The organism is Stenotrophomonas sp. STEN054, from assembly GCF_056854535.1.
Window position 1 is genome coordinate 1 of record NZ_JBXFWG010000106.1, and the last position, 2,952, is coordinate 2,952.

Genomic DNA, 2,952 nt, shown 5'->3' on the forward strand with positions numbered 1-2,952 from the left:
GTCCGGTTGAGGGGGCGTGGGCCGCATGGATGCGGCGACCGAGCTTACATGGACGTACTTGCAGCGTCCCCCTCAACCGGCCCCACCCCGCCATCCCCCAGGGACCCAGCTTTTGACGTTGCTCCGGCTTCGGCCGTTGATTCGGCGGGTGCAGGGCTGCAAGCCCTGCAACAAAACCCTCCTTGACCGTAGCCCGTCCGCGCCCGGAGAATTACCGGATTAATTCTCATTTGCTGTTGCGCAGGATGCGGGCGGCAGCCTCGACGGCCTCTCTCCCCGATGTTCAAGAACGTCCTGTTCCAACTGCACTGGCTGCTGGGCATCACGGCCGGCACCATCCTGGCGATCATGGGCCTCAGCGGCGCCACGCTGTCCTTCGAGGACGAGCTGCTGCGTGCTGCCAACCCCGGCTTCGCCGCCATCGCCGAACACCACGACGACGGCCAGCAGCCGCTCGCCCTGAGCGAACTGGTGCCGCTGCTGCAGGCCGGCAGCGAGCGCCCGCTGCAACGCCTGCGGGTGGACGCCACCGGCCAGCGCCCCTCGGTGGCGCGCTTCGCCGGCGGCAAGGACCATTGGGTCTACTTCAACCCCTACAACGGCGAACGCTTCAGCCACCTGCGTGGCCAGGCGTTCTTCGATTTCGTCGAAGACCTGCACCGGCACCTCGCGGCGGGTGAACGCGGCAAGGTCGTCGTCGGCAGCTGCGCCATCGCCCTGCTGTTCTTCGCCCTGTCCGGCCTGTACCTGCGCTGGCCGCGCCGCTGGTGGCACTGGCGCAGCTGGCTGGCGGTGGAATGGAAACGCAGCGGCCGCGGCTTCCTGTGGAGCCTGCACTCTGTGATCGGCACCTGGGTGCTGCTGATCTACCTGATGAGCGCGCTGACCGGCCTGTGGTGGTCGTTCGACTGGTACCGCAGTGCGGCCAACACCGTGCTGGGCGTGCGCCCGCCGGCCAAACACAAGGTCGCGCCCGATGCCGTGCTCGACCTCCAGCATGTCGAGGACACGCTGTACGCACGGCCCGGCGTGCGCAGCGGCTACATCGACCTGCGCCTGCCGGAAAAGCCCGGCCAGGTGCTGAACGTGCGGGTGATGTCCGGTGACCCGGCCCTGCGCGGCGGCAGCCATGATCGTGCGCAGGATCTGCTGCAGCTGGACCCGGCCAGCGGCGCGGTGCTGGATGCACGCCCCTACGCGCGCCAAGGCACCGGCGGCAAGCTGGCCACCAGCGTGTTCGCGCTGCACTCGGGCAGCTACTTCGGCCTGCCAGGCCGCGTGGTGGTGATGCTCAGCAGCCTGGCCATGTGCCTGTTCTTCATCACCGGCTGGATGCTGTACCTGGACCGCAGGCGCAGCCAGCGCGCGGCACGTGAGCTGCGGCGGACCCTGCCCGCCGCACGGGAAAGCGGCGGCGAAGGTACGCCGTGGCGGGTGATCCATGCCAGCCAGAGCGGCCTGGCCGAACAGCTGGCCTGGCGTGCGGCAGCGCAGCTGCAGGCCGCCGGCCACCCGGTGCAGGTGCTGCCACTGGCGCGGGTAACGGCCGCGCTGCTGCAGGACAGCCCGCAGGCCCTGTTCGTGCTCAGCACCTTTGGCGATGGCGAGCCGCCGGACAACGCCCGTCGTGCCGCTCGCCAGCTGCTGGCACAGCGCGTGGATCTTTCCGGCCTGCGTCACGGCGTGCTGGCGCTGGGCGATCGGCAGTATCGGCATTACTGCGCGTTCGGCGCCGCGGTCGACACGTGGCTGGCCGGCAACGGTGCGCAGACCCTGTTCCCGCGCATCGACGTGGACGCTGCCTCGGTAGTGGCACTGCGCCAGTGGCAACGCGAACTGGGCGCGCTGACCGGCATCGTCACCGATGACAGCGTGCTGCCGCCGGCCACGCAGATGCATGACTGGCAGCTGCTCGCACGCGAAGAACTGAACCGGGGCAGCTTGGGTGGCGCGATCTGGAAGATCCGCCTGGTGCCGCCGGCCGGCACGACCTGGCAGGCCGGCGACATTCTGCACATCGCACCGCGCAACAGCGCGCAGCACACCGCGGCGGTGCTGCAGGCGTACGGGCTGGACCCGCTGCAGCCGCTGCTGCTGGACGGCACGACCCGCACGCTGCTGGAACTGGCAGGGGAACGCGTGCTGCCCGATGAACAGGCCGCGCTGCCGGTACAGGACGCCGCGCTGTGGCTGGCCGGACTGCCGGAGCTGCCAGGTCGGGAGTATTCGATCGCCTCGTGCGCCACCGATGGCACGGTGGAACTGGTGGTGCGCCTGGTGCACGACGCCGCGGGACGCGCGGGCGTGGGTTCGGGCTGGCTGTCGCTGCATGCACCGCTGGGCAGCCGCATCGCCGCGCGCGTACACCGCAACCCGGGCTTCCATCGCCAGGAGGGCGCGCCGATGGTGCTGGTCGGCAACGGCACCGGCATCGCCGGCCTGCGCAGCCTGCTGCGCGAAGCCGCGCAGCACGAGCAGCGTGGCCATTGGCTGCTGTTTGGCGAACGCCAGCGCGCGCACGACCAGTTGTTCGCCGAGGAGATCGCGCAGTGGCAGGCCGAGGGCCATCTGGCCCGCGTGGACCTGGCGTTCTCGCGCGATGCCGACGGCGGCGGCTACGTGCAGCACCGCCTGCAGGCTGCTGCGGCGGAACTGCAGGCGTGGTTGGAGCGCGGCGCGGTCATCCACGTGTGCGGTTCGCTGCAGGGCATGGCCGAGGGTGTTGACCAGGTCCTGCGTGCCGCACTGGGCGATGACGAAGTGGAGACGCTGCTGGAGAACGGGCGCTACCGCCGCGACGTGTATTGAGTTCGGTCGCCGGGCATGGTCCGGCGCTACCCGTCATTGCGTTCAACGGTAGCGCCGGGCCAAGCCCGGCGAAGGCGAACAGGCCATCACCCGGCCACCCCCGGGCGCCCCAACGGCTACACGCGGAAAGCCGACCCCCCATCG

1 protein-coding gene is annotated in these 2,952 nt (G+C 70.3%); it reads left to right on the forward strand.

Annotated elements, in window-relative coordinates; translation table 11 throughout:
* The first annotated feature begins 279 nt into the window (after positions 1-279).
* Positions 280-2,808, forward strand: a complete 2,529-nt coding sequence (locus tag AC1VXD_RS19790) for a PepSY domain-containing protein (RefSeq protein ID WP_482993475.1) — start codon at positions 280-282, stop codon at positions 2,806-2,808.
* Positions 2,809-2,952 lie beyond the last annotated feature (144 nt).